22 protein-coding genes and 1 pseudogene are annotated in these 23926 nt (G+C 67.0%); 11 read left to right on the top strand and 12 right to left on the bottom strand.

The genetic code is table 11. The features are described 5' to 3' along the window. Positions 1 to 79: 79 nt before the first annotated feature. Positions 80 to 1267 (bottom strand): pyridoxal phosphate-dependent aminotransferase, encoded by a 1188-nt coding sequence (locus QNA08_RS00385; protein ID WP_283738710.1) that lies wholly within the window; start codon positions 1265 to 1267, stop codon positions 80 to 82. Positions 1268 to 1467: 200 nt separating this feature from the next. Between QNA08_RS00385 and QNA08_RS00380 the strand changes: the two genes are divergently transcribed. The 7 genes from QNA08_RS00380 to QNA08_RS00350 all read left to right on the top strand — a co-directional run bounded on the left by QNA08_RS00380 (position 1468) and on the right by QNA08_RS00350 (position 8314). Continuing rightward, positions 1468 to 2817, top strand: coding sequence for a M48 family metalloprotease (locus tag QNA08_RS00380; RefSeq protein ID WP_283738709.1), 1350 nt, complete (start codon positions 1468 to 1470; stop codon positions 2815 to 2817). Positions 2818 to 2871: 54 nt separating this feature from the next. Further along, on the top strand, positions 2872 to 3648 hold the full coding sequence (locus QNA08_RS00375; protein ID WP_283738708.1) for a DsbA family protein: 777 nt from the start codon (positions 2872 to 2874) through the stop codon (positions 3646 to 3648). Positions 3649 to 3791: 143 nt separating this feature from the next. Beyond that, a complete protein-coding gene (gene aroQ / locus QNA08_RS00370; RefSeq protein ID WP_283738707.1) occupies positions 3792 to 4256 on the top strand; it encodes a type II 3-dehydroquinate dehydratase in 465 nt (154 codons plus the stop codon). Positions 4257 to 4269: 13 nt separating this feature from the next. Next, positions 4270 to 4761 carry an acetyl-CoA carboxylase biotin carboxyl carrier protein gene (gene accB / locus QNA08_RS00365; protein WP_283738706.1) on the top strand — a complete coding sequence of 164 codons (492 nt, stop codon included), beginning with the start codon at positions 4270 to 4272 and terminating at the stop codon, positions 4759 to 4761. Positions 4762 to 4797: 36 nt separating this feature from the next. Then, entirely contained in the window at positions 4798 to 6168 is a 1371-nt protein-coding gene (gene accC, locus QNA08_RS00360; RefSeq protein ID WP_283738705.1) for an acetyl-CoA carboxylase biotin carboxylase subunit, read from the top strand. 83 nt (positions 6169 to 6251) lie between these two features. Beyond that, a complete protein-coding gene (gene aat / locus QNA08_RS00355) occupies positions 6252 to 6950 on the top strand; it encodes a leucyl/phenylalanyl-tRNA--protein transferase (RefSeq protein WP_283738704.1) in 699 nt (232 codons plus the stop codon). 89 nt (positions 6951 to 7039) lie between these two features. Further along, positions 7040 to 8314, top strand: a complete 1275-nt coding sequence (locus QNA08_RS00350; RefSeq protein WP_283738703.1) for an MFS transporter — start codon at positions 7040 to 7042, stop codon at positions 8312 to 8314. Positions 8315 to 8411: 97 nt separating this feature from the next. On the opposite strand, the gene QNA08_RS00345 is transcribed toward QNA08_RS00350, so the two are convergent. Next, entirely contained in the window at positions 8412 to 9065 is a 654-nt protein-coding gene (locus tag QNA08_RS00345; RefSeq protein WP_283738702.1) for a DUF2155 domain-containing protein, read from the bottom strand. Positions 9066 to 9484: 419 nt separating this feature from the next. Further along, a complete protein-coding gene (locus QNA08_RS00340) occupies positions 9485 to 9895 on the bottom strand; it encodes an NADH:ubiquinone oxidoreductase subunit NDUFA12 (RefSeq protein ID WP_283738701.1) in 411 nt (136 codons plus the stop codon). A 706-nt stretch (positions 9896 to 10601) separates the two neighbouring features. Between QNA08_RS00340 and QNA08_RS00335 the strand changes: the two genes are divergently transcribed. Beyond that, positions 10602 to 14354 (top strand): vitamin B12-dependent ribonucleotide reductase, encoded by a 3753-nt coding sequence (locus tag QNA08_RS00335; protein WP_283738700.1) that lies wholly within the window; start codon positions 10602 to 10604, stop codon positions 14352 to 14354. A gap of 854 nt (positions 14355 to 15208) precedes the next feature. Here QNA08_RS00335 and QNA08_RS00330 read toward each other — a convergent pair. The 4 genes from QNA08_RS00330 to gstA all read right to left on the bottom strand — a co-directional run bounded on the left by QNA08_RS00330 (position 15209) and on the right by gstA (position 17712). Then, complete coding sequence (locus QNA08_RS00330; RefSeq protein WP_283738699.1) at positions 15209 to 16105, bottom strand: hypothetical protein; 897 nt, start codon at positions 16103 to 16105, stop codon at positions 15209 to 15211. Positions 16106 to 16477: 372 nt separating this feature from the next. Next, positions 16478 to 16696: a tautomerase family protein gene (locus tag QNA08_RS00325; RefSeq protein WP_283738698.1), complete on the bottom strand. Its 219-nt coding sequence runs from the start codon at positions 16694 to 16696 to the stop codon at positions 16478 to 16480. 12 nt (positions 16697 to 16708) lie between these two features. Continuing rightward, positions 16709 to 17086: a nuclear transport factor 2 family protein gene (locus QNA08_RS00320; protein WP_283738697.1), complete on the bottom strand. Its 378-nt coding sequence runs from the start codon at positions 17084 to 17086 to the stop codon at positions 16709 to 16711. After that, on the bottom strand, positions 17083 to 17712 hold the full coding sequence (gene gstA, locus QNA08_RS00315) for a glutathione transferase GstA (protein WP_283738696.1): 630 nt from the start codon (positions 17710 to 17712) through the stop codon (positions 17083 to 17085). Before gstA ends, QNA08_RS00320 begins: the two co-directional genes overlap by 4 nt. A gap of 114 nt (positions 17713 to 17826) precedes the next feature. Here gstA and QNA08_RS00310 point away from each other — a divergent pair, with 114 nt between their 5' ends. Then, positions 17827 to 18183 carry a winged helix-turn-helix transcriptional regulator gene (locus QNA08_RS00310; protein WP_283738695.1) on the top strand — a complete coding sequence of 119 codons (357 nt, stop codon included), beginning with the start codon at positions 17827 to 17829 and terminating at the stop codon, positions 18181 to 18183. 58 nt (positions 18184 to 18241) lie between these two features. Here QNA08_RS00310 and QNA08_RS00305 read toward each other — a convergent pair. Both QNA08_RS00305 and QNA08_RS00300 read right to left on the bottom strand, forming a co-directional pair. Continuing rightward, positions 18242 to 18501, bottom strand: a pseudogene (locus QNA08_RS00305) (transposase); the annotation flags it as partial. 78 nt (positions 18502 to 18579) lie between these two features. Next, a complete protein-coding gene (locus QNA08_RS00300) occupies positions 18580 to 18789 on the bottom strand; it encodes a hypothetical protein (protein WP_283738694.1) in 210 nt (69 codons plus the stop codon). Between the two features lie 410 nt (positions 18790 to 19199). Here QNA08_RS00300 and QNA08_RS00295 point away from each other — a divergent pair, with 410 nt between their 5' ends. Together QNA08_RS00295 and QNA08_RS00290 are read left to right on the top strand one after the other, a co-directional pair. Further along, positions 19200 to 20042 carry a universal stress protein gene (locus QNA08_RS00295; RefSeq protein ID WP_283738693.1) on the top strand — a complete coding sequence of 281 codons (843 nt, stop codon included), beginning with the start codon at positions 19200 to 19202 and terminating at the stop codon, positions 20040 to 20042. Between the two features lie 13 nt (positions 20043 to 20055). After that, positions 20056 to 21087, top strand: a complete 1032-nt coding sequence (locus QNA08_RS00290) for a zinc-dependent alcohol dehydrogenase family protein (protein WP_283738692.1) — start codon at positions 20056 to 20058, stop codon at positions 21085 to 21087. On the opposite strand, the gene QNA08_RS00285 is transcribed toward QNA08_RS00290, so the two are convergent. The 3 genes from QNA08_RS00285 to QNA08_RS00275 all read right to left on the bottom strand — a co-directional run bounded on the left by QNA08_RS00285 (position 21080) and on the right by QNA08_RS00275 (position 23906). Then, positions 21080 to 22633: a bifunctional aminoglycoside phosphotransferase/ATP-binding protein gene (locus QNA08_RS00285; RefSeq protein WP_283738691.1), complete on the bottom strand. Its 1554-nt coding sequence runs from the start codon at positions 22631 to 22633 to the stop codon at positions 21080 to 21082. The two genes, QNA08_RS00290 and QNA08_RS00285, sit on opposite strands and share 8 nt — an antisense overlap. 62 nt (positions 22634 to 22695) lie before the next feature. Continuing rightward, entirely contained in the window at positions 22696 to 23133 is a 438-nt protein-coding gene (locus QNA08_RS00280) for a universal stress protein (protein WP_283738690.1), read from the bottom strand. 110 nt (positions 23134 to 23243) lie between these two features. After that, positions 23244 to 23906 (bottom strand): glutathione S-transferase family protein, encoded by a 663-nt coding sequence (locus tag QNA08_RS00275; protein WP_340321251.1) that lies wholly within the window; start codon positions 23904 to 23906, stop codon positions 23244 to 23246. Positions 23907 to 23926 lie beyond the last annotated feature (20 nt).

Below are 23926 nucleotides of genomic sequence, written 5' to 3'. Positions count from 1 at the left end.
ACGGCGGCGGGACTTCGTTTCCGCCGCCGTTGTCGTTCAGGGATCGGGTCGGAAGCCGGCGGCCGCCGCGCTGTGCCGATCAGGCGAGCCAGCCGCGCAGGCGCGCTATCGCCTCGCGACAGTCCTCGTGCGAGCCGGCGAAGGACAGGCGCAGATAGCGCGCGCCCCGTTCGAGATCGAAGTCGAGGCCGGGAGTCGCCGCCACCCCGGCCTCGTTCAGCATGCGGCGGCAGAACTCGGCGGAATCGTTGGTGAAGCGCGTGACATCGATATAGGCGTAGAAGGCGCCATCGACCGATGGCCCCTCCCCCAGCCCGATCCGCGGCAGCTCCTCGAGAAGCATCGCCCTGTTGGCAGCGTAGCCGGCCTTGACGGCCTCGAGCTCTTCCACCGCCGAGAAGGCCGCTTCCGCGGCGACCTGGCTGAGATAGGGGGGCGAGATGTAGAGATTCTGCGCAAGCCGCTCGATCGGCCGCACCAGCGCGTCTGGCACGACGAGCCAGCCGATGCGCCAGCCGGTCATGCAATAGTACTTGGAGAAGGAATTGACGACGACGGTCTCGTCGTCGAAGCGCAGGGCGGTCTCGGCCGGCGCCTCGTAGGTAAGCCCGTGGTAGATCTCGTCCGAAACCAGCCAGATGCCGAGTTCGCGGCACTTGGCAGCAAGGCTCGCCAAGGCCTGCCGGCTCATCATCGTGCCGGTCGGATTGGCCGGGCTCATGATGAGAACACCGGCAAGCGGCCTCTCCGCATGCATCCGCGCGACGGCATCGCCGTCCATGACCCAGCGGGTCGACGGGCCGACCGGAACCGGCACGACCTCGATGCCGAGCGCGCCGAAGATGTTGCGATAGGCGGGATAGCCCGGCGCCGTGATGGCGACCCGCGCACCAGGCTCGAACAGCGACAGGAAGGCGAGAACGAATCCGGCGGACGAGCCGGTGGTCACGACGATCCGCTCGGGCGGGACCTCGACGCCGTAGGTCTCGCCGTAATGGCTGGCGATCCGCTCGCGCAGCGAGGGTATTCCGAGGGCCTCCGTATAGCCGATATGGCCACGCGCGAGTGCTGCGCTCGCGGCCTCGCGCGCGAGCCGCGGCGCCGGCGCCGACGGCTGGCCCACCTCCATGTGCACCACCTGCTCGCCCCGCCTTTCTTTTGCCTTTGCGGCAGACAAGACATCCATGGCGAGAAACGGCGAGACGCCGGCGGCTCGCGCCGCGACGAGACGGGCGGGCGATGGGGCATTGGTGGGAAGACTGCGCATGAGGAACCGGCTTCTCCGAACGGACGTGCACCGTTATCGTGCCCACGTTCGCGACACAATGCGGCCGGTTTCACGGGCCGATGACATCCTTCTGAGTTGACCTATTGCGGAATACCTCCCTAACACTCGACGCCATCATGCTCCGCGGCCCGTTTCCGAGCGACCGGACGAAACGTCCAGAGCGCAGATGGCGCAGGGCCGTGGCCTGCCTCGCCGCGGCCGCGATGGCGCTCTCCCCCCTGCCCGCCGGCGCGCAGCAACGCACGATCATCCGCGACACCGAGATCGAGCAGCTCATGCGCGACTATGTGGCGCCGATCCTCAAGGCCGCCGGCATCCGCTCAGGCTCGGTCAAGGTGGTGCTGATCGGCGACCGGTCGTTCAATGCCTTCGTGGCAGACGGGCGGCGCATCTTCATCAATACGGGTGCCCTGATCGACTCGAAGACCCCGAACGAGGTCATTGGCGTCCTGGCGCACGAGAGCGGCCATATCGCCGGCGGGCATCTGGCGCGCCTGCGCGAACAGATCGCCAATGCGCAGATTCTATCCGTCGTCGGTATGCTCTTCGGCGCGGCGGCGCTCGCCGGCTCGGCGGCCGCCGGCAGCCGCGTCGGCAATGCCGGCTACGGCGGCGCCGGTGTCCTCGCCGGCTCGCAGGAGCTCGTGAAGCGCAATCTCCTCGCCTATGCGCGCGGCGAGGAACAGGCGGCGGATCAAGCGGCGCTGCGCTACCTCAACGCCACAGGCCAGTCGCCCAAGGGCATGCTCGACACCTTCCGCCGCTTCGCCGACGAAGCGATCTTCCGCACGGCGTCGATCGACCCCTATCTGCAAAGTCATCCGATGCCGCAGGAGCGCATCGCCAATCTGGAGGCCCTCGCCAAGCAGAGCCCGAACTACAGCAGGAAGGACCCGCCCACCCTTCAGGCCCGCCACGACCTGATGCGCGCCAAGCTCGTCGGGTTCACCGAGCGGCCGGAAACGGTGCTGCGGCGCTATCCGCCGAGCGATGGGTCGCTTGCGGCCCGATATGCCCGCGCGATCTCCACCTATCGCTCGGGTCGGCTCATGGACGCCGTCGCGCAGATCGACGGCCTGATCAAGGAGCAGCCCGGCAATCCCTACTTCTGGGAGCTGAAGGGGCAAGCACTGCTCGAGGGCGGGCGCGCCCGCGAGGCCGTCGAGCCGCTGCGCAAGGCCGTCTCGATGGCGCCGTCCTCAGCCCTGATCCGCGGCATGCTCGGCCATGCCCTCGTGGCGACGGACAATCCGGCGGTCATGGACGAGGCGATCCGTGAACTGCAGAACGCGACGCAGCGCGAGCCGGATTCGGCGGAGAACTTCCGCCACCTCGCCACGGCCTACGCGCGCAAGGGCAACATTGCCATGGCGGAGCTCGCCTCCGCCCAGTACTACTTCGCCCAGGGAGAATGGAGCGCGGCGGCCACCCAGGCCTCCCGTGCCCAGGCCAAGCTGCCGAAAGGATCGCCGGGCTGGCTGAAGGCCGACGACATCCTGACTTACCAACCCCCGAAACCGCAGCGATGAATTGCTGGCGGGCACCGGCTGGCGCCCGCTCCGACAGAGCCCGAGGATCGATCGATGAATTCCGTGTTCCACCTCCCCCGCTCCTTCGCAGCCGCGGCCGGCCTGTCGCTGGCGCTCGGCGCCATGCCGGCCGCCGCGGCCGAGTTCTCGCCTTCGCAGAAGAAGGAGATCGAGAGCGTCATTCGCGACTATCTCATACAGAACCCGGAAGTCCTGCAGGAGGCGCTGGTGGCGCTCGAAAAGCGCCAGCAGGACCTGCAGCGCACGGCGCAGCGCAACGCCTTGCTGTCGGAGGCAAAGGCCCTGTACGAGTCGCCTGCCAATATCGTCGTCGGCAACCCCAAGGGCGACGTCACGCTCGTCGAGTTCTTCGACTACAACTGCGGGTATTGCAAACGCGCAATGGCCGACGTGGCCGAACTCGTCAAGAAGGACACGAACCTGCGCGTCGTGCTGAAGGACTTCCCCGTCCTCGGCCCCGATTCCGTGGAGGCCGCCTACGTCGCGCTCGCCGTCAAGCACCAGCTCACCGGCGACAAGTACTTCGAGTACCACCAGAGACTGATGGCATCGAAGGGCCGCGTCGGCAAGGATCGCGCCATGGCCGTCGCCAAGGACATGGGCCTTGACACGGCAAAGCTCGCCAAGGACATGGAGGGCAAAGACGTGCGCGCGGCCATCGAGGAGACGGTGCGGCTCGGCGACAAGCTCGCCCTGAGCGGCACGCCCGCCTTCATCGTCGGGGAGGAGATCATCCCGGGCGCGGTCGGCTACGAGCCCCTGAAGGCCGCCGTCGACGCCGCGCGCAACAACGCCAAACCGACGCGCTGACGCCCCAGGCGCATATTTCCCCCAGGCTTTCGCCGTCGCGTCCCCCTGAACGGCGCCGTTCCTCTTCCCCTTCAGCCGCCTTTTGGCTAAGAGGGCCGGGGCGTCGCGGCCGGGCCGCGCTGGGCCCGGCCGGTAAACAGGTGATGATAGCCGTCCACGTCCTCAACGGACCCAATCTCAACCTGCTCGGAACGCGCGAGCCGCAGACCTACGGCTCGCTGACGCTCGCCGAGATCGAGCGGCGAATTCGCACCCGTGCCGACGCATTGGGCGTGGAGATCGTCTTCCGACAGACGAATGTCGAGGGCGAGCTCGTCACCTTCATCCAGGAAGCGGGGCTCGCCGGCGCGGGCATCGTCCTGAATGCGGCCGCCTACACGCATACGTCGATCGCGCTGCGGGACGCCATCAAGGCCGTCGACGCGCTCGCCATCGAGGTGCACCTCTCGAACGTGCATGCGCGCGAGAGCTTCCGCCATCATTCGACCATCGCGCCCGTCTGCGCGGGCGTCATCTGCGGCTTCGGGGCGACGAGCTACCTGCTCGCCCTTGACGCCATCGTGCCGCTGCTGCGCGAGCGCGCGCAGGCGAGCGGCGGCCGAACCTGAGAACGAAAGGCCCATGGCAAACAACAAGCAAGGCCCCATCGATCCGGAGCTCGTGCGCGAGCTCGCGACCCTCATCGCCGAGACCCATCTCACAGAGATCGAGGTCGAGAAGGGTGACCTGCGCATTCGCGTCGCACGCATGCCGGCGCCGGCCACTGTCACGGTGCCCGTTGCACCGCAGCCGGCCTACGCAGCCCCCATGAGTGCGCCGGCGCCCGCCCCCGTCGCCGCGCCGTCCACGACGGTCGCCGCCAAGCCGAGCGGCGAACACCCCGGCGCCGTCACCTCGCCCATGGTGGGTACGGCCTACCGACGGCCCTCACCCGACGCCAAGCCCTTCGTCGAGGTGGGCTCGAAGGTCGAGGCGGGCGACAAGCTCCTCCTCGTCGAGGCCATGAAGACCTTCAACGACATCGTGGCGCCGCGCGCCGGCACGGTCACGGCGATTCTCGTCGAGGACGGCCAGCCGGTCGAATACGGCGAGCCGCTGCTCGTCATCGAGTAATCCCCCGCGGACGAGCCGCGAGAGCCGGGCGAAAGAATGTTCGACAAGATCCTCATCGCGAACCGTGGCGAGATTGCGCTGCGCATCCTCCGCGCCTGCAAGGAACTCGGCATCGCGACCGTCGCCGTGCACTCGACCGCGGACGCCGATGCCATGCACGTGCGCCTCGCCGACGAGAGCGTATGCATCGGCCCGCCGGCCGCGCGCGAAAGCTATCTCAACATGCCGGCGCTCATTGCCGCCTGCGAGATCACGGGAGCGGACGCGGTGCACCCCGGCTACGGCTTCCTCTCGGAGAACGCCCGCTTCGCCGAGATGCTCGCCGACCACAACATCGCCTTCATCGGGCCGAAGGCGGAGCACATCCGCCTCATGGGCGACAAGATCGAGGCCAAGCGCACCGCGCAACGCCTCGGCATCCCCTGCGTCCCGGGCTCGGACGGCGGCGTGAGCGACGACACTGAGGCCAGGCGCATCGCCGGGGAGATCGGCTATCCGGTCCTCATCAAGGCGGCAGCTGGCGGCGGCGGGCGCGGCATGAAGGTGGCGCGCAGCGAGGCCGACATCGCCCATGCGCTGCTGACGGCGCGCACGGAGGCGAAGGCCGCCTTCGGCGACGATGCCGTCTACATCGAGAAATATCTGGAGAAGCCGCGCCACATCGAGATTCAGGTGCTTGGCGACGGCAAGGGCGGCGCCATCCACCTCGGCGAGCGCGACTGCTCGCTGCAGCGCCGGCACCAGAAAGTGTGGGAGGAAGGGCCCTCGCCTGCCCTCAACAAGGCCGAGCGCGATCGCATCGGCGCCATCTGCGCCAAGGCGATGCAGGAGCTCCGCTATCTCGGCGCGGGCACGATCGAGTTCCTCTACGAGGACGGCCAGTTCTACTTCATCGAGATGAACACGCGCATCCAGGTCGAGCATCCGGTGACGGAGATGATCACCGGCATCGATCTGGTCAACGAGCAGATCCGCATCGCGGCCGGCAATCCCTTGTCGATCCGGCAGGAAGAGGTGCAGATCGAAGGCCACGCGATCGAGTGCCGCATCAATGCCGAGCACCACGCCACCTTCCGCCCCTCGCCCGGCCTGATCAGCTACTATCACCCGCCGGGCGGCCTCGGTGTGCGCGTCGACTCGGCAGTCTACCAGGGCTATCGGATCCCTCCGCACTACGACTCCCTCGTCGGCAAGCTCATCGTGCACGGTCGCTCGCGCACCGAATGCCTGATGCGCCTGCGCCGCGCGCTCGACGAGGTGGTCGTCGACGGCATCGACACGACCATCCCGCTGTTCCGCATGCTGGTGCGCAACCAGGACATCCAGAACGGCCTCTACGACATTCACTGGTTGGAAGGCTTCCTGAAGAGCGGCGGCCTGCCGGACGTCGAGGCGCACGCCGGCTGAGGGTTGAGGGCAAGGCGCTTGGCATGCCCTGCCCCTCGGCGCGATGATGCGGCAAGTCCGAGGGAACGCCCAAGTCTGCCGTCATGAGTGGCCCTGCCCGCGTCGACATCACGCCGGAAACCCTGCTGAAGGCCTATGCCTGCGGCATCTTTCCCATGGCGGAGAGCGCCGAGGACCCGGGACTGTTCTGGGTCGAGCCGCGCGAGCGGGGCATCATCCCGCTCGACGGCTTCCATGTCTCCAAGCGGCTTGCCCGCACGGTCGCATCGGACAGGTTCGAGATCCGTGTCGATCACGACTTCGACGGCGTCATCGCCGGCTGCGCCATGCCGGCGGCCGGCCGGGAGCGGACCTGGATCAATGCCCGCATCCGCGAGCTCTATGGCCGGCTCTTCGACCTCGGGCATTGCCACACGGTCGAAGCCTGGCGCAACGGCCGGCTCGTCGGCGGACTCTACGGCCTGAGGATCGGTGCGGCCTTCTTCGGCGAGAGCATGTTTCACCACGAGCGCGACGCGTCGAAGGTTGCGCTCGTGCATCTCGTCGCCCGCCTGCGCCGCGGCGGCTTCCGCCTGCTCGACACCCAGTTCGTCACGCCGCATCTCGCCAGCTTCGGCGCGGTCGAGGTGCCGCGCCAGGTCTATCTGCGGGCTCTCGACCGAGCGATCAGCCTGACGGCCGACTGGTGGAGCTGGCCCCCCGGCAGGATCGTGCCGGGCGCGGAGGCGCTGGCCGAGATCGCGCCGCCGTGGGATGCGCCGGCCGGCGAGCCCGGCTTCTGAGCTCGGCCGGCTCCAGTCCCGGCCGGTTGTGAAGGGGGCGCCTCCTCCTGTATGACCTTGTCCGCCGCAGGCCGCAGGATGCGCCGACGATGACAGCCGAAACCTCGTCACCCCAGCCCGGCGCAGCCACCGCCGCCGCCTCGCAATCCGGCACAGCCGCATCCGAGGCGCCGCCCGCCACCTGGCGCGGCATCCCGCGCGGCATATGGGTGCTGGGCTTCGTCAGCCTGTTCATGGACGTCTCGTCGGAGATGATCCATGCGCTGCTGCCCATCTATCTCGTCACCGTCCTCGGTACGTCGATGCTGACCGTCGGCATCATTGAAGGCATTGCCGAGGCGACGGCCCTGGTCACGAAGGTCGTCTCGGGCGGCATCTCCGACTGGCTCGGCAAGCGAAAGCTCCTCACCGTGGTCGGCTATGGGCTGGCGGCCCTCACGAAACCGGTCTTTCCGCTCGCCCCCACCGTCGGCTGGCTCGTGGCGGCGCGTTTCGTCGACCGCATCGGCAAGGGCATCCGCGGAGCGCCGCGCGACGCCCTGATCGCCGATCTCGCTCCGCCCGGCCTGCGTGGCGCGAGTTTCGGGCTGAGGCAGACGCTGGACACGATCGGGGCCTTTCTCGGTCCGCTCGCCGCCATTGCGCTCATGGCAGCCACAGCCGGGCACTTCACCCTCGTGTTCTGGGTGGCGGTCGTTCCGGCCGTCCTGGCGGTGGCCCTGCTCGTGTTCGGCATACGGGAACCGGAGAGGCATGCCGCGGCCCCCGCGAGGCCCCGCCTGCGCCTCGCGGACATGCGATACCTGCCCGCGGCCTTCTGGCGCGTCGTCGCCGTCGCCGGCGTCCTGACGCTGGCGCGGTTCAGCGAAGCCTTCCTGCTCTTACGCGCGCAGAGCGTCGGCCTGCAGCCGTCGCTGGTGCCGGCGGTGCTCGTCGTCATGAACGTCGTCTACGCGCTTGCCGCCTATCCGGCCGGCGTCATGTCCGACCGCGTCGGGCGCCGCGGCGTGCTTGTCGCCGGCATCTTCATGCTGATCGTCGCCGACCTGATCCTGGCGCTCTCGACCGGGCTTGCCGGCGTCACGCTGGGCATCGCGTTCTGGGGGCTGCACATGGGCTTCACGCAGGGCCTGCTCGCCACCCTGGTCGCCGACACCGCCCCCGTCCATCTGCGCGGCACGGCCTTCGGCCTGTTCAACCTCGCGGGCGGCATCGCCATGCTCGCGGCGAGCGTGATTGCCGGGGCACTGTGGGACGCGCAGGGACCGCAGGCGACCTTCCTCGCCGGCGCCGTCTTCACGATTCTGGCCCTCGTCGGCTTCGTCCTCGTCGGCCGCCGGGCGACCGCCTTCCCCGCAAAATGAATCGAGAAAGGCGCCCACCCGCCTGACGAAACGGCGATTCCGGTGATGCCCGTCGGCAGGCGGCGGCCGGACCGCCCCTTCCCTCGACTGCGGCGGTTCAGCGTGTGGCGTCGGGCCGGAGCGGGACCGGCGCCGGCGGACGCAGGTCGCTGCCCGCGGGCGCTGGCGCTCCCTGGTTCGTCGGATAGTAGCGCTGCGTCGGCTGGCGCGGCTGCGCGGGCACGCCCGGCGGGGGAGCAAGGTCGCTGCCGCGCGACCCGTCGACGGCGCCGGCGCGCGGCTGAGGCGGACGCTTGGGCTTCTCGACCGGCTTCACCTGCGGCTCGGCCGGAGCCGAGGCCTCCTTCGGCTCGGGAATCACCTCGGTGCCGCCTTTGCACTCGGTGAGCCAGATATCGTAGACGGGATGCTCGATGCCGTGCAGGCCCGGGCTTGACGCAAAGGTCCAGCCCGTGAAGATGCGCCGATACTCGTTGCCGACAGTCACCTCGTCCACCTCGATGAAGGCCGTCGTGTTCGGCGTCTCGGTCGAGGGGCGCGAATAGCACACACGCGGCGTGAGCTGCAGGGCACCGAACTGCACCGTCTCGTCGACGCCGACCTCGAAGGACACGATGCGCCCGGTGATCTTGTCGAGGCCGGAAAAGACCGCCGTCGGATTCCTGATCTTGTCGGCAACGGCCGGAGACGCGACGGCCAAGCCGAGGGCACTGGCCGCGATAGTGGCACGCAGGCTGAACAATAACGTCATACTCGGGCTTCGCTGTGCGACGTGGCGCAGGTATGGATCGGCGGCGTATCGGCGGGCGCAAGGGCCTTCACCCGCGTGCTTAACACGCCGATTGTGGCGATCAAAGGCCGCCAGCGTCTTGCAGGAGCAATGACTTCCGTTCCGGCCGGCGAGACGCGGCGCCTGCGGTTGCGTCGACAGCGCGGGACGGATCGCCTCGGCCCCGCCTGCGGCTTCAGCGATCCCGGCCTGGCCGGGATCGTCCCCATCTCCTTCGCGGGAAGCCGTCGCTCGCGGCCTGCCGTGGAGCGGATCGGCCTGCGCTCCGACCCGGCCGACGATGTCCACCATCCCCGCCTGCCTCCCCGCGTGCCCGCGGGGCGCCGCCTGCGGCGGCCGGTTCTCTGCCGACCCGCCGCCGCGTGGGACGGCAGCGCCGCTCAGGCGCCGGGCGTCCAGGGCTCATAGTCGCCGGTGGCGGGCGGACGCTGGCCGGTCGACAGCGTCGACCCCCTGGGGCGATAGGCTGCCGGCGTGCCCGTCAGGTTCGGGCGATGCGGCTTCTGCCACTCGCGCGGCTGATAGTTCTCCTGGCTCGGCGGCACGTCCACCGTGTGGTGCAGCCAGCCGTTCCAGCCGGGAGGCGTCATCGAGGCCTCGGCCTCGCCGTTGTAGATGACCCAGCGCCGCTCGATGCCGAGAGCCGGGCACTTCTTGCCGCCGCGCGTGCGGTAGTAGCGGTTGCCGAACTCGTCCTCGCCGACGAGCTCGCCATGGCGCCATGTATGAAAGCGCGTGCCGAGCGTCTGCCCGCTCCACCAAGTGAAGAACTGGAGAAGGAAGTTTTTCATCGCGTGCGCGTCCCGCGGCGTTTCGTGTTGCGGCGTGGCCCTTATGGCGACTGAGGGAGCGCCTGTCCAGCCGCTCCGCGGCGATTCGGCGGGTCGATCATCCGCCCTGACCGGTCGCCACGATTCGATGCCGCCCGGACAAGGGCTTCGCCCGGCTCGGACCGCTGGCCGGCCCCACGGCGCGACACGCCCCGCCTGTCAAGTGCGGGGACGGATCGGAACCCGTCGGCGGGCGCCCGTCCATCACGGTAAATGAATTGTGACCGCTTTGCGCCCTTTGTGCGACGCTCCAGCGGCGATCGATTTCCGCCGCAATTGCCGACACTTACCGCGATGCCGCGAACCGTTCCCCGAAGTTCACAAGCTTCTCACAACATTTAGGGGCTGCGTGGCCGGCGCCGCACAACTCCTTGACGCACCGCCCCGGGCGGCAGTACCTTATCCCTCACGTCGCGTGCTGCGCGGCACCGGGCCTTCGGGGCTCGAGAATACTCCCAGAAGGGTCAGTGCCAGGGCTCGCGCGGCGCCGCCAAAAGCGCCGGACGGCGCCCTTTTGCCCCGCGGGAGCGCCGCAGCGGCCGAGGCGACACGATCGAGCGGCGAACAATGAACCGTCGCCGGCATTCGAGGCAACAAGCAGACCGAGCGGGGGCCGCATGATGCGGCTCGGCGGGCCCTTTCGCCCGCGCTGGTGGGGACGACGACTATGCGGATCGAGCGACGTTACACGAAGGCGGATCAATCGCCCTATGCAACGATGGAGTTCCGGCTCGCGACGAGCGAGATTCGCAACCCGGACGGATCGGTCGTCTTCAAGCTCGACGGCATCGAGGTGCCGGCGTCGTGGAGCCAGGTCGCCACGGACGTCCTTGCCCAGAAATATTTCCGCAAGGCGGGCGTGCCGCGCCGTCTGAAGCGTGTGGAGGAGAACGACGTCCCCTCGTTCCTCTGGCGCTCGGTCGCGGACGATGAGGCTCTGGCCGCCCTGCCCGAGGACGAGCGGTCCGGCTCCGAGACCTCCTCCAAGCAGGTGTTCGACCGCCTTGCCGGCTGCTGGACCTATTGGGGCTGGAAGGGCGGCTACTTCTCCACCGAGGAGGATGCGCAAGCCTTCTTCGACGAGCTCCGCTACATGCTCGCCAACCAGATGGTGGCGCCGAACTCGCCGCAGTGGTTCAACACCGGCCTGCACTGGGCCTACGGCATCGACGGGCCGAGCCAGGGCCACTTCTACGTCGACTTCAAGACGGGCAAGCTGACCAAGTCGAAGACCGCCTACGAGCATCCCCAGCCGCACGCCTGCTTCATCCAGTCCGTCGGCGACGACCTCGTCAATGACGGCGGCATCATGGACCTGTGGGTGCGCGAGGCGCGCCTGTTCAAATATGGCTCGGGTACCGGCTCCAACTTCTCGCAGCTGCGCGGCGAGGGCGAGAAGCTGTCCGGCGGCGGCAAGTCGTCCGGCCTCATGAGCTTCCTCAAGATCGGCGACCGCGCCGCCGGCGCCATCAAGTCGGGCGGCACCACGCGCCGCGCCGCCAAGATGGTGGTGGTCGACGCCGACCATCCGGACATCGAGGCCTATATCGACTGGAAGGTGAAGGAGGAGCAGAAGGTCGCCGCCCTCGTCACCGGCTCCAAGATCGTGCGCAAGCACCTGAAGGCCGTGATGAAGGCCTGCGTGAACTGCGAGGCGCAGGGGGGCTCGAAGGATGATGCCTGCTTTGATCCGGAAAAGAACCCGGCGCTCAAGCGCGAGATCAAGCTCGCCCGCCGCAACCACGTGCCGGACAACTACATCAAGCGCGTCATCCAGTTCGCCAAGCAGGGCTATACGGACATCTCGTTCGACGTCTACGACACGGACTGGGATTCCGAGGCCTATCTCACCGTCTCGGGCCAGAATTCGAACAACTCGGTGAGCCTCACCGACGCCTTCCTCCGGGCCGTCGAGATGGACGGGGACTGGAACCTCATCCGCCGCACCGACGGCAAGGTCGCGAAGACCGTGAAGGCGCGCGACCTGTGGGAGAAGATCGGCTACGCCGCCTGGGCCTCCGCCGATCCGGGCCTGCACTTCAACACCACGATGAACGACTGGCACACCTGCCCTGCCGGTGGTCGCATCCGGGCGTCCAATCCCTGCTCGGAGTACATGTTCCTCGACGACACAGCCTGCAACCTCGCCTCGGCGAACCTGCTGCAGTTCTACAACAGGGCCACCCGCCGCTTCGACATTGAGGCTTTCGAGCACGCCTGCCGGCTGTGGACCGTGGTGCTCGAGATCTCGGTCCTGATGGCGCAGTTCCCCTCACGCGAGATCGCCGAGCTGTCCTACGAATACCGCACGCTCGGCCTCGGCTATGCCAATATCGGCGGCCTGCTCATGACCATGGGCCTGCCCTACGACTCGGCCGCCGGCCGCGCGCTCTGCGGCGCGCTGACCGCCATCATGACGGGCGTCGCCTATGCGACCTCGGCCGAGATGGCGGGCGAGCTCGGGCCCTTCCCGGCCTACAAGAAGAATGCGGAGGCGATGCTGCGCGTCATCCGCAACCACCGCCGCGCCGCCTACGGCCGCGAGGACGGGTACGAGAAGCTGTCCATCAATCCCGTGCCGCTCGACCATGGTTCCTGCGCCGCCCTCGGCGCCCAGGGCGAGGAGTTCGTGACCCACGCCAAGGCGGCCTGGGACCGGGCGCTCGCGCTCGGCGAGCAGCACGGCTACCGCAACGCCCAGGCGACCGTGATCGCGCCGACCGGCACGATCGGCCTCGTCATGGACTGCGACACCACCGGCATCGAACCCGACTTCGCCCTCGTGAAGTTCAAGAAGCTCGCCGGCGGCGGCTATTTCAAGATCATCAACCGGGCCGTACCGGATGCCCTGCGCGTGCTCGGCTATCCGGAGGCCGAGATCGCCGAGATCGAGGCCTATGCCGTCGGCCATGGCTCGCTCGCCCAGGCGCCGGCCATCAATCACGCGAGCCTGCGGACCAAGGGCTTCACCGACGAGAAGATCGAGGCGGTCGAGAAGGGCCTGAAGTCGGCCTTCGACATCAAGTTCGTCTTCAACAGATGGACGCTCGGCGAGGATTTCCTCGTCGAAACGCTGAAGGTGCCGGCCGAGAAGCTCGCCGATCCCTCCTTCGAGCTCCTCGCCCACCTCGGCTTCTCGAAGGCCGACATCGAGGCGGCAAACATCCACGTCTGCGGTGCCATGACGCTCGAAGGCGCCCCCTATCTCAAGAGCGAGCACCTGCCGGTCTTCGATTGCGCCAACCCTTGCGGGCGCATCGGCAGGCGCTACCTCTCCGTCGAGAGCCACATCCGCATGATGGCGGCGGCGCAGCCCTTCATCTCGGGCGCGATCTCCAAGACCATCAACATGCCGAACGAGGCGACGGTCGAGGACTGCAAGAACGCCTACCTCCTGTCCTGGCGCCTGGCGCTGAAGGCCAATGCCCTCTACCGCGACGGCTCCAAGCTGTCGCAGCCGCTCAATGCGGCCCTCATCGCCGACGAGGAGGAGGAGGCCGAGGAGGCGGTCGAGGCGCTCGCCGCCCAGCCCGCCGCGGCGCGCGCCACGCAGATGGCGGAAAAGATCGTGGAGCGGATCGTCGAGCGCGTCGAGCGGGTGCGCGAGCGCGAGAAGCTGCCCGACCGGCGCACAGGCTACACGCAGAAGGCGATCGTCGGCGGCCACAAGGTCTATCTGCACACCGGGGAATATGCCGATGGCCGCCTCGGCGAGATCTTCATCGACATGCACAAGGAGGGCGCGGCCTTCCGGGCGATGATGAACAACTTCGCCATCGCCGTGTCGCTCGGCCTGCAGTACGGCGTGCCGCTCGAGGAGTTCGTGGAGGCCTTCACCTTCACCCGCTTCGAGCCGGCGGGCTTCGTGCAGGGCAACCAGTCGATCAAGAACGCCACCTCGATCCTCGACTACGTCTTCCGCGAGCTCGCCATCTCCTACCTCGGCCGTCACGACCTCGCCCATATCGAGCCGACCGAGATCGGGCACGACGTGCTCGGCGGCGGCGTAGCCCAGGGCAAGGCACCGCAGACGCCGATGCCGGGCCCGCAGGTGATCTCCAAGGGCTTCGTGCGCGGCAAGGCGACGAATCTCCTGACCATCGCCGGTGGCGGCGAGGTCCGCTCGACCACGACGGCAGCGGGCGGCGGCAGCGTCGTCGCCTTCTCCACCTCCGGCGCGACGGCGCTGAAGGGCGAGCCGGAGGAGGAGGCCGTGAGCGAAGCGGACATGGCGAAGCTCGGCTTCGCCGCCCCCTCGCCCGCCGCCGCCAAGGCAGCCTCGGTCGCCGACCGCCGCGCCGAGGCGCGCATGAAGGGCTACGAAGGCGAAGCCTGCCCCGAATGCGGCAACTTCACGCTCGTGCGCAACGGCACCTGCATGAAGTGCGACACCTGCGGCGGAACGACGGGCTGCAGCTGAGAACGGCGATCATTGGCTGGTTGTGCTGGCCCCCGAAGGATGGCCAACACGGCCTGAAGTGCGCCGCAAAGCCCCTTGCGTCCGCCGCACCCGAGCGGCGGACCGGAACGAAAGGCATTCGTGGTATCTTGATACAGCCTGTTCGACCTGTCCCTGGCGATGCACAAGCCAAATGCACCAAGAGCTGATCGTGGATGGAAATTCTTGAACGCTCAGGAATTCGCTGAACTCGATGCTCCCAAGCGCATAACAGCGGATCGCATCAATGCTCGCGAGTACAGCCGATGGAAGCCGAGCAGCGCACGAAACCCGGCTCCGATCGAGTCATGTCCTCTTCGAGGTACAATCGCAGAACCGAAATACAGCGTCGTAGCCGGAGAGGTGCTCGTCGCATCTACAGTGCTCATGAGCCAGGATCGGGTGTGCCCCTGGAAGTCGCGTAGCAGGATCTGGTCAGGATGGCGGTCCTCAACCCTCCAGGCGGCAAAGGTCGAGATTTCGCCGGACGCAAGTTGCCGTGCCTCGGAGTCTGTTGATGGGCGGCCAGCGAGCCAAGTCAGCAGCAGGCGTTCGGCCTTGAAGAGAGGTGTAGTGTAGAAGGCCTCGACATAGCGTGCTTGAGTGATACGACCTAGCACGGTCGTGACATAGCAGTCCGTGTAGGCACCGCGGCCGCAGTAGCGAATTAGCAGAGCGCCAGGTGGAAGCTCGCCCGCAGTTATTGGCGCCATGATAACCTCCCGATTGTGACCGCCGCCCCCCGGACAAGGAACCGCTCCGCGGCAATGAAGCCGACGGCCATTCCACCGCACGCTTTGAAACGAGCCACTCGCTCGTCGTGGCTTTGGCACATTTCAATCGCTCCACGGTTGAGGGCGAAGGTATACAAATCCAACGCCATCGATCTGCTGGACGAAATCTGGCTTAAAGTCCAGAGGGGCGTATACCGGATGACCAATGATCAATCTGTCCCGGGAATCGAACCGACGGATCAGCTGCTTCTCTCCTTGCGAGTACGTATCAGAGATGAGATTCTTCTTGGAAAAAGCACCTCGGGTGTTGACAACAGGAATGTGGATATAGGGCGATCGGGCGGATCTGATCATTGTCCCTATGCCCAGATGCCGAACAACCTGCCAGATCACGCTCATGGATTGGCCGCGCGCGATACGGATCGTTCCCTCCGCGATCAGATTTCCCGCTGTATCCGGAAAGTGAAAGGCCATCTGCCCGTCACCTCGCCTGACTTCGCTGGCTGAAAAAGCCGCATTCAGGCAGAGATGTTCGGAATTGTAGCGAACCACTCGCTCAGTGCTGTTCCACAGTCCATGACAGACCATCCGGGCCTCCGGCACTGTCGTGAATGCGCGAAGGATGGCGAAGGGATGGGCCTTGAGTGGTCGTATCGGACGCGAAGCGGCAAAAAGCGAGATCTGCAGTTCGTGATGCGGCCCAAGATTGGCTTCGGTGAAATCGCACACCCAAACTGCCGCCAGGGCCCGGCCGCCGTCGTCGAGCACTGGCGTCAAACCTTCCCGGGAAAGCAGATCCAACGCCGCGTCTGCGAGGACTGTCCCACCGATGAGACACATGGTCCCATCATAGATATGGTATGGTGTCGTGAGCGCCTCTCCGGCCACAACAACTTGTCCATCTATGGGATAATGCTCAAACAGAGAATGTTTTCCTTGCATCGACGCTAATCCTGGCGGAAATTGCAATTGAGAACGTGGCAAATCCCCTAGGCTCATGACCTATTGATTCACGAGAGAACTCATCAGAGCCTCCCCGAAAAGGACTCTGAATCACATTCGCTCGTCAATTAATAGGTCCTGAGCCCAGAGAGACTGCCGGCTGGCAATTCCATGGCAAGCAATTTCAGTTGGCGCTCATCAAACGGGATCACGCTTCAGATGCGGCATTTTTAAGTTCAATCCCCTTTAATTACAACATCTTATAGGCCACCCTGCGGCATCCTTCGGGTGCCTCCACAGTTGTGTTGCCCCCTGAGGAGGGCCGGATTGACGCCTGGTGACCGCCCAAGGCGACCCGTTGTTTGGCCGTAGCCGGTCTGAAGGAGCAGTCGGAAGGCGGGAGGCGTGGAAAAACGCCTCCCGCCTTTCTCACGAAGGCTCGGATTGGCGGTGCTTCTTGCGATACTCCGCGACGGGAAGGCCGCCGATTCCCCAGTCTTCCAGATCGACCTCATCGATCACGACGAAGGTGGTTGCCGGGTTCTTGTCGAGCACCTCGACCAGGAGATCGGTCACGCCCTTGATGAGTTTGACTTTCTGTTCCGGCGTCGCACCTTCGCGTGTGATCTTGATGTTCACATATGGCATGTTGTTCGTTCCCTATTGCTGGCGCTCGATGATCTGAAAGACCTTGGCGATGATCCGCCAGCGGCCATCGGTGCGCACCATGCTGAGGAAGTCCACGAAATCGCGTTGGCCGATCGAGCAGCGCACACGCGCCACAGCGGTATTCTCGCCAGCGAGCTCAATGGCGTCGACATGATCGCGCCGGGCCTCATTGTGCGAGGCCGGCGACTGCCGAGCGGCGACCACCGGCACGTACTCCTCCATGGTGCGGTACAGCAGTGGCGTTTCGTCCGCGGTGGCATAGATCGCCTTGGGGTGAAAAACACGCTGCAGCTTGTCGACGTCGCAGAAGTGGAGCGCATCGAAATACTCTTGGAGGACGCCGGTGATGTCATCGAAGGCCGAAGTCATGCTGCAACCTCATCGGCAACAAGCCCCTCCTGGCGCATCGCTTGGCGCGCCGAGGGCCGAGCGGCAATGCGTGTCACGTAGGCCGCGACATACGGCCAGCGTTCCAGGTTGAGCCCGATAAAGCTCGACCAGTTCAGCACGACAAACAGATAGGCGTCCGCCACAGTGAACCTGTTGCCGAGGATGAAATCCCTGCCGTCGGACAAGCCGTGTTCCACATCGCCAATGCGCCGCGCCAGTCGGATGTCGACCTGTTCCTTCTCCGCCTCTTCGAGCGGCTGACCACGAAAATACGGGCCGAACGCCTTGTGAAGTTCGGATGAGGTGAAGTTGAGCCACTCCTGCAGACGCGCCCGTTCCAGCGTGCCATGAGCGGGCGCGAGGCCGGCTTCGGGATGAGTGTCGGCGAGAAATTGAAGGATCGCCGGATTCTCGGTCAGGACGGCGCCGTCAGCGAGTTCCAGGGCGGGCACATATCCTTTGGGATTGATGGCGCGATAGTCGCGCCCAGATTCCGTCACACCGCGATCCGTGTCGACCTTGACGGCATCGAAAGCCAGGTCGAGTTCGATCAGCACGATCCGCGACGACATCGAGCAGGCGCCGGGTTTGAAGTAGAGCCTCATGAAAACCTCCTTGCCGTGTGCAGCGGGAGGTTAGGCACTATGAGTTTCTCTTGCCAACCTAGTTTCTATCAGTTACGAAATATTCCGGTTTCCTCGCAGTAACCGGGTCCGGTCATGAGCCTCAAGGTCCGCAAGAACCGCAGCATTCCGCCGCCGGAGCCTTGTGCCCTCACAGAGTGCATGGCGATCATTGCCGGCGCGTGGGCGCCGAATGTGATCTGGCATTTGCGCGCCGGACCGCGACGCTTCAACGAGCTGCGGCTCGACATCCCGCCCGTTTCGGCCAAGGTGTTGTCCCAGCGCCTGAAGGAACTGGAAGGCCGGGGGGTTGTCACCCGCACCATCCAGCCGACGACGCCGCCCTCAGTGGAATACGCCCTTACGCGGCTTGGGCAAGAATTCGTGCCTGCGCTGGACGCTATCGTCAAGGTTGGTCACAAACTCAAAGCCGCAAGGCGCAAAGAACTCTGAACAAGGCTAAGTTCCAGCAAGCGTTACAGGCGCTCTCTAGGCTGTAGTGACGATTTAACTATTCGATCCAGATAGCGATAGCTGCGAGTTTGACGAAGCGCATGAAGTTGGGGAGCAGTTTGTCATAGCGTGACGCGACACGACGGAACTGCTTGAGCTTGTTGAAGAAGCGCTCGATGCGATTGCGCTCCTTGCAGAGATCGGCATCGTAGGGCCGCCGAACCTTGCGATTGCGCTTGGGCGGGATGACGACCTTGGCACCGCCATCCGTGATCCTCTGGCGGCGAGATGATCGGCGTCATTTCCCTTGTCGGCAACCGGAGGCAGGCCACGGCATGGGTGGCCGCGACCGTTGGTGGGGGATCCGAACGCACACCGGGACCGCCCGGGCGCGCCTCAATCGCTGTTCCTGTGCGTCGTCGAGCCGATGTCCTTCTCGTCCTCGATGGCCCGATCGAGCCGCTCGATCGTCTGCTGTATCTGCTGAAAGGCTTCGGCGAAATTTGAGGCGACATGCTCGTCGCTCGCCATGCGAGCCGCGAGCGTGCGGCGTTCCTCGACGAGCTTGGCGCGTGCTCGGCGCAAGTGGACGATCTCCTCGCGCATGGGCGGTCTCCCTCCGGATGAGCGCGGAGCCCCGCTTGCGGCGTGCCTTGGGCTCGCGCCTCTCCTTCTCCTGGCGCAAGAGCCCGGCAATGGCCATGACCCGCGTCAAATTGAAGGAGCGGCCGCTGGAGCACCTCCCGATTCAGTTGAAACGGGAAGTGCTCCGGCTTTCTGAGAACAGAGCATTCTCGCTGGCGCGGACCTTCGGTTCTTCACCGAACCGGCGTCCACTTCGGCGGAAGATGCTCCAGGGGGGCGCCGCCGCGAAGCAACGGGTGCCGCTTGACGTGCCTCAATGCCTTCGCCTCCACAGGTGCCAAGGTATTCGGGTCGTGATCGGATCCGCGTGCGCGGTTCATGCAGGAGGCATCGCGAGGCGGATATCGTCAGCGGCCAGCGAGGATCCTGTCATGATCAAGGACGTGATGGTTCATCTCGACGGCACCGGCGCGGACGAGGTGCGCATCGGCCATGCCGAGCGCATCGCGCTTGCCTTCGGTGCGCATGTCACCGGCATCTACACGAATCTCATCCCCAACATGGCGGTCCCTGTTGACGGCGGCGTCTCGGCGGCGGCCATCATGGCCGACGTCGAGCGGGAAGTGCGCGAGCGGGGCGACGGGGCACATGGGGTGCTGGTGCGGCGCCTCGAGCGTCTCGCCGTGCCGAACGAGCTGCGGCGGTTCGACGTCTTCCCCGGGGAGCTCGCGAGCGCCGTGGCCACACAGGCGCGCTCGGCCGATCTCTTCGTGGCGCTGCGTCCCTACAGCAACGACGCGGGCGAGCACTGGCCGACGGTCGTCGAAGCCGCCCTCTTCGGATCGGGCCGCGGCGTCTACCTCGCCCCCGACGCGCCGGTCCCCGCTGTGCCGATCAAGCGCGTCCTCATCGCCTGGAACGATGGCCGCGAGGCAGCGCGCGCCGTGGCGGAGGCGATGCCGTTCCTGCAGGCGGCGACGCGCGTGGTCGTGGCCATGGTCGACGAGGACGGGGCGCCGGAGGAGAACGGCCGCGAGCCCGGCGCCGACATCGCCCGCCATCTCGACCGTCACGGCGTCGCAACCGAGCTGTATCATGTTCCCGCTGACGGCCGGCGCGCCTCGGAGGTCCTGCGGGAGGAGGCGCAGCGGCTGGCGACGGACCTCGTCGTCATGGGCGGCTACGGCCACTCGCGCCTCCGGGAATGGGTGCTCGGTGGGACGACGCGCGACCTTCTCACGACGTGCTCCATCCCTATCCTGATGGCCCATTGAGAGGATTGCGGTCATGCTCGCAACGGGTCGAGCCATGGTCTGCGAAGAGGTCGGCAAGCCGCTGCGCCTTGTCCACCGGCCGCGGCCACGCGCCCTCGGCGAGCACGACGTCGTCATCGACGTTTGCGCTTGCGGTGTGTGCCGCACCGATCTTCATGTTGTCGACGGCGACCTGCCGCGCCGCACCCCGACGATCGTGCCCGGTCACGAGATCGTCGGGCGCGTGGCGGAGGTCGGTCCGGCGGTCTCGGAGTTCGCGCCCGGCGCAAGGGTCGGCGCGGCGTGGCTCGCCACGGCCTGCGGCACCTGCGAGGCCTGCCGGCGGGGTGAGGAGAACCTCTGCCCGAATGCCGGTTTCCACGGCTGGACGCGCGACGGCGGATACGCCGACGCGATGGTCGCCGACGCGCGCTTCATCTTCCCGCTTGCGGAGGGGTTGAGCGACGAGGAGACAGCCCCGCTCCTCTGCGCCGGCCTCATCGGCTACCGCGCCCTGCGCCTCGCCGGCGAGGCCCGGCGGCTCGGCATCTACGGCTTCGGCGCTGCGGGCCATATCGTTGCCCAGACGGCGCGCTGGCTGGGACAACAGGTCTTCGCCTTCACCCGCCGCGACGACCGCGCGGCGCAGGACCTGGCACTCGCGCTCGGCGCCGTGTGGGCCGGTGCCAGCGACGAGGTGCCGCCGGAGGAGCTCGACGCCGCCATCATCTTCGCCCCGGTGGGGCAGCTCGTGCCGCTGGCGCTGAAAGCGGTGCGGCGCGGCGGCACGGTCGTCTGCGCCGGCATCCACATGTCGGACATTCCGAGCTTCCCCTACGAGCTCCTGTGGGGCGAGCGGGTGCTGCGCTCGGTCGCCAATCTCACGCGCCGCGACGGGCGCGAGTTCCTGGAGCTCGCGCCGCGCGTGCCCATCCGCACGACCGTCGAGGTCTTCCCCCTGGAAGAGGCGAACGAGGCCCTCGCGCGGCTGCGGGAAGGCAGGATTTCGGGCGCGGCCGTCATCGGCATGGAGAGGCCCGCGGCTTCACGCTCCCCCGTCACGTGAGGCGGAGCGCATCCAGCGCAGCACTGAGGACGGTCTCCGCATCGCCCCTGGCGTCGACCACGCGCCACCGCATGGGCCCGATGTCGCGGGCGGCCTGCCTGCTGACGACGGCCGGCGTCGCATCCGAGGCGTCGCGGGCGCGACCTTCGATGCGCGCGACGAGCGCCGGCAGCGGCGCCTCGAGCCACAGGCCGTGGAAGCCCGCGCCAGCTCGCCGCGCCACCTCCTCGATGGCGGCGCGTTCGTCGGCCCTGGCGTGCACGGCGTCGACGACGACGCCCTGCCCGGCGGCCAGGGCCAAGGCTGCCTTGCGGCGCAGCCGCGCATAGACCTCCGCCGTGATGGTGAGCGCATAGGCCTCCTCCGGCAGAGGCTCGGTCTCCGCCACGCTGAACATGGCCTTGCGCTCGCTGTCGCTGCGCAGATGCACGGCGCCGGGCAGGCGGCCCACGCGGGGCGCGAGCCCGGCTGCGAGGGTGCTCTTTCCCGTTCCCGACAGCCCGCCGACCGCCACCAGGAGCGGCGGCACGGACGCCAGGCACTCCTCCGCCAGGCGGAAATAGCGTTGCGCGTCGCGCGTGCCGGTAGCCTGTTCCTCCGGCGGCAGATGCGGCAGCGCCGCCGCAACGACCTTGGCGCGAATGCCGGCACGGATGCTGAGGAAGAGCGGCAGTGCGGCCAGGCCTTCGAGATGCGCCTCCTCGCCACTTCGGAAGAGATAGCGGTTGAGCACGACGTTCGCCTCGACGGCGAGCCCGCGCTCCCACAGATCCATGAGCAGGAAGGCAAGGTCGTAGAGCAGGTCGCCTGTGGCGATCGCGTCGTCGAACTCGATCGCGTCGAAGAGGGTGGGCCGCCCGTCGACGAGCACGACATTGCGCAGGTGAAGGTCGCCGTGGCAGCGGCGTACATGGCCGGCCTCGCCCCGCGCGAGCAGGAGGGGCCTGACGCGGGCGAAGGTGCCCCTTGCCGCGCGCGTGAGGGCCTCTGCCCGCTCCGGCGCGAAGAGCGCGGGCGTCTCGGCGAATGCTTCCTCGTTCTGCGCGATATAGCGTTCGAGCGAAGCCACCGCTCCTTCCCCCGCGCGAAGCGGGGCGCGCCGGTGCGCGGCGAGCACCACCGCAACAAGGTCATCCAGGAGGGAGGCCGACAGGCCGCCGGCCTCGGCCAGCCGGTCGAGCGTCTTCGTCTCGTCGAACCGGTGCATGTGCACCGCCCATTCGATGACCGGCCCCGGTCCGGCAGCGATGGCAAGGCCGGAGTCCGTCCGCGTGATCGGGACGGCACCCAGGTAGATGTGCGGGGCATTCGGCCGGTTGACGGCGATTTCCGCTTCACAGGCAGCACGCCGCCGCTCGAGCGTCGAGAAGTCCATGAAGGGATAGCGGACCGCGCGCTTGACCTTGTAGGCGTTCTCGCCCGCGAGGAAGACAACGGCGCCATGGGTATCGATGCGCCGGACCGGTTCGGTGAGCCCATGGGACCTCGGGTCGCCCAGAAAGGCGAGAACTTCGCCCTGATCGCTGACGACATGTCGATCTTGCACCAATGGCCGCTCCGGCACGGGCGCGGATGTCGGACGCCTCGCCCGCTGCACCATCCGCTCCGTCAACGATAGACGAGCACCGGCGTCTTGGAATGAGTGAGAACCTTCACGGTTTCGCTGCCGAGGACGACGGCCGAGACGCCGCGGCGGCCATGCGAGGCCATGGCGATCAGGTCGCAGTCGCGGTTGGCGGCCGTCTGGATGATCACTTCGTAGGGATGCTCATGTTCGACCTGCACGGTCTCGCAGGGGATCCCCAGGGCCTTGGCCTTGTCTCCGGCCGCCGCGAGATGGCGGCGTGCGCGCTCTCGAACATGCTGGCGATAATCGGAGGGCGTGTCGACGACCTGGGCGGGATCGAGCGAGAACAGGTGGAACGGCTCGGTGACCGTCACGACCGTGACCTTGGCGCCGATTTCCTTGGCGAAGGTCATGCCCTTGTCGAGGGCGTCGGCCGACAGCTGCGACCCGTCGGTCGGAATGAGAATATGCTTGTACATGGCGCTCTCCCCTCGCCGCGCTGCCACTGGCGGCGGGCGAAGAATGACAGGCGTGCCCGCCGGCCGATTTGAGGAAGATCAACTCCTCGGCAACACAGCCATCGCGCCCGTCACGCGCTCGCAAGGCCCGATGCCCTCCCTCGCGTCCGTGACGGGGGCATCGTGCGTCTCCCCCGAGAGAGGGGTGGCGCGCATCGACGGCCGGGCATCGAACTCCTCAAACAGGCTCGCAGTCTCGGACGGCCATCCCGGAACGACGGCAATTGCCGGAACTCAAGCCAGCCGAGTGCCGTTGCGAGCGCGACATGGCCGACGTGGATCGGCGAACCGACGTCGAGCTCGCGTTTCAGCCAGTCATAGCTTGCGACCAGCTTCTGCCCGTACCCGTCCTGCAAGACAGCGTACCGCAGTTCCTCCGGCCGGCGCACCGTCTCCCACCGCAAGGCGATACCGGCGGCTGCCAGCCCCTGCGCCAGGGCCTGGATGCGCAGCGCCTGCCATCGCGCCTCACCCTCCGCAGGGATCAGCTTCCGCCCATGGTGGAGCGTGTCGAAACAGGCGCAGATGACATCCGAGTCGAACAGCGGCGGCAGCCCGTCGCGAAGCAGGACGAGGACCTTGCCGAGGGGGTTCTCGGCAAAGACCTCCTCATTGCGGAGCGTCGGGCTCGTTTCGTGATGCACGACGTCGAAGCGCCCGGCGATTCCGACCTCGTGGGCGAACACCAGCGCCTTCCGCGCATAGGGCGAATGCGTTTGACAGAGGAGTTTCACGCTCACTCCGGGACGGTCGA

This window comes from Chelatococcus albus, from assembly GCF_030067675.1.
GTDB classification, from domain to species: Bacteria; Pseudomonadota; Alphaproteobacteria; order Rhizobiales; family Beijerinckiaceae; genus Chelatococcus_A; species Chelatococcus_A albus.
The sequence above is the reverse complement of the archived record's forward strand: the minus strand, read 5'-3'. Positions and strand labels throughout refer to the sequence as shown.

Bases quoted from the DNA above. Each gene is read 5' to 3' on its own strand.
- QNA08_RS00385 (WP_283738710.1), bottom strand. From the start codon at position 1,267: ATGCGCAGTCTTCCCACCAATGCCCCATCGCCCGCCCGTCTCGTCGCG.
- QNA08_RS00375 (WP_283738708.1), top strand. From the start codon at position 2,872: ATGAATTCCGTGTTCCACCTCCCCCGCTCCTTCGCAGCCGCGGCCGGC.
- aroQ (WP_283738707.1), top strand. From the start codon at position 3,792: ATGATAGCCGTCCACGTCCTCAACGGACCCAATCTCAACCTGCTCGGA.
- accB (WP_283738706.1), top strand. From the start codon at position 4,270: ATGGCAAACAACAAGCAAGGCCCCATCGATCCGGAGCTCGTGCGCGAG.
- accC (WP_283738705.1), top strand. From the start codon at position 4,798: ATGTTCGACAAGATCCTCATCGCGAACCGTGGCGAGATTGCGCTGCGC.
- aat (WP_283738704.1), top strand. From the start codon at position 6,252: ATGAGTGGCCCTGCCCGCGTCGACATCACGCCGGAAACCCTGCTGAAG.
- QNA08_RS00350 (WP_283738703.1), top strand. From the start codon at position 7,040: ATGACAGCCGAAACCTCGTCACCCCAGCCCGGCGCAGCCACCGCCGCC.
- QNA08_RS00345 (WP_283738702.1), bottom strand. From the start codon at position 9,065: ATGACGTTATTGTTCAGCCTGCGTGCCACTATCGCGGCCAGTGCCCTC.
- QNA08_RS00340 (WP_283738701.1), bottom strand. From the start codon at position 9,895: ATGAAAAACTTCCTTCTCCAGTTCTTCACTTGGTGGAGCGGGCAGACG.
- QNA08_RS00335 (WP_283738700.1), top strand. From the start codon at position 10,602: ATGCGGATCGAGCGACGTTACACGAAGGCGGATCAATCGCCCTATGCA.
- QNA08_RS00330 (WP_283738699.1), bottom strand. From the start codon at position 16,105: ATGAGCCTAGGGGATTTGCCACGTTCTCAATTGCAATTTCCGCCAGGA.
- QNA08_RS00325 (WP_283738698.1), bottom strand. From the start codon at position 16,696: ATGCCATATGTGAACATCAAGATCACACGCGAAGGTGCGACGCCGGAA.
- QNA08_RS00320 (WP_283738697.1), bottom strand. From the start codon at position 17,086: ATGACTTCGGCCTTCGATGACATCACCGGCGTCCTCCAAGAGTATTTC.
- gstA (WP_283738696.1), bottom strand. From the start codon at position 17,712: ATGAGGCTCTACTTCAAACCCGGCGCCTGCTCGATGTCGTCGCGGATC.
- QNA08_RS00310 (WP_283738695.1), top strand. From the start codon at position 17,827: ATGAGCCTCAAGGTCCGCAAGAACCGCAGCATTCCGCCGCCGGAGCCT.
- QNA08_RS00300 (WP_283738694.1), bottom strand. From the start codon at position 18,789: ATGCGCGAGGAGATCGTCCACTTGCGCCGAGCACGCGCCAAGCTCGTC.
- QNA08_RS00295 (WP_283738693.1), top strand. From the start codon at position 19,200: ATGATCAAGGACGTGATGGTTCATCTCGACGGCACCGGCGCGGACGAG.
- QNA08_RS00290 (WP_283738692.1), top strand. From the start codon at position 20,056: ATGCTCGCAACGGGTCGAGCCATGGTCTGCGAAGAGGTCGGCAAGCCG.
- QNA08_RS00280 (WP_283738690.1), bottom strand. From the start codon at position 23,133: ATGTACAAGCATATTCTCATTCCGACCGACGGGTCGCAGCTGTCGGCC.